This is a genomic window from Serratia sp. J2 (genome assembly GCF_046269175.1).
GTDB lineage: Bacteria > Pseudomonadota > Gammaproteobacteria > Enterobacterales > Enterobacteriaceae > Chania > Chania fonticola_C.
This window is the reverse complement of record NZ_JBKABN010000084.1, coordinates 1-1,604: the sequence shown is the minus strand read 5'-3', so window position 1 is coordinate 1,604 and position 1,604 is coordinate 1. Positions and strand designations below refer to the sequence as shown.

General features: G+C 53.2%; 1 rRNA gene. It reads left to right on the top strand.

What is annotated here, in order from left to right:
• Positions 1–12: 12 nt before the first annotated feature.
• Positions 13–1,553 (top strand): 16S ribosomal RNA (locus tag ACKWMY_RS28140).
• Positions 1,554–1,604 lie beyond the last annotated feature (51 nt).

The window sequence follows — 1,604 nt, the reverse complement described above, 5'->3', positions numbered from 1 at the left end:
AAATCAAGCTTTTAATTGAAGAGTTTGATCATGGCTCAGATTGAACGCTGGCGGCAGGCCTAACACATGCAAGTCGAGCGGTAGCACAAGGAGCTTGCTCCTGGGTGACGAGCGGCGGACGGGTGAGTAATGTCTGGGAAACTGCCCGATGGAGGGGGATAACTACTGGAAACGGTAGCTAATACCGCATAACGTCTTCGGACCAAAGTGGGGGACCTTCGGGCCTCACACCATCGGATGTGCCCAGATGGGATTAGCTAGTAGGTGAGGTAATGGCTCACCTAGGCGACGATCCCTAGCTGGTCTGAGAGGATGACCAGCCACACTGGAACTGAGACACGGTCCAGACTCCTACGGGAGGCAGCAGTGGGGAATATTGCACAATGGGCGCAAGCCTGATGCAGCCATGCCGCGTGTGTGAAGAAGGCCTTCGGGTTGTAAAGCACTTTCAGCGAGGAGGAAGGGTTCAGTGTTAATAGCACTGTTCATTGACGTTACTCGCAGAAGAAGCACCGGCTAACTCCGTGCCAGCAGCCGCGGTAATACGGAGGGTGCAAGCGTTAATCGGAATTACTGGGCGTAAAGCGCACGCAGGCGGTTTGTTAAGTCAGATGTGAAATCCCCGAGCTTAACTTGGGAACTGCATTTGAAACTGGCAAGCTAGAGTCTTGTAGAGGGGGGTAGAATTCCAGGTGTAGCGGTGAAATGCGTAGAGATCTGGAGGAATACCGGTGGCGAAGGCGGCCCCCTGGACAAAGACTGACGCTCAGGTGCGAAAGCGTGGGGAGCAAACAGGATTAGATACCCTGGTAGTCCACGCTGTAAACGATGTCGACTTGGAGGTTGTGCCCTTGAGGCGTGGCTTCCGGAGCTAACGCGTTAAGTCGACCGCCTGGGGAGTACGGCCGCAAGGTTAAAACTCAAATGAATTGACGGGGGCCCGCACAAGCGGTGGAGCATGTGGTTTAATTCGATGCAACGCGAAGAACCTTACCTACTCTTGACATCCACAGAACTTTCCAGAGATGGATTGGTGCCTTCGGGAACTGTGAGACAGGTGCTGCATGGCTGTCGTCAGCTCGTGTTGTGAAATGTTGGGTTAAGTCCCGCAACGAGCGCAACCCTTATCCTTTGTTGCCAGCACGTCATGGTGGGAACTCAAAGGAGACTGCCGGTGATAAACCGGAGGAAGGTGGGGATGACGTCAAGTCATCATGGCCCTTACGAGTAGGGCTACACACGTGCTACAATGGCATATACAAAGAGAAGCGAACTCGCGAGAGCAAGCGGACCTCATAAAGTATGTCGTAGTCCGGATCGGAGTCTGCAACTCGACTCCGTGAAGTCGGAATCGCTAGTAATCGTAGATCAGAATGCTACGGTGAATACGTTCCCGGGCCTTGTACACACCGCCCGTCACACCATGGGAGTGGGTTGCAAAAGAAGTAGGTAGCTTAACCTTCGGGAGGGCGCTTACCACTTTGTGATTCATGACTGGGGTGAAGTCGTAACAAGGTAACCGTAGGGGAACCTGCGGTTGGATCACCTCCTTACCTAAAGATATGCAGTTGAGTGCAGTGTCCACACAGATTGTCTGATGAAAA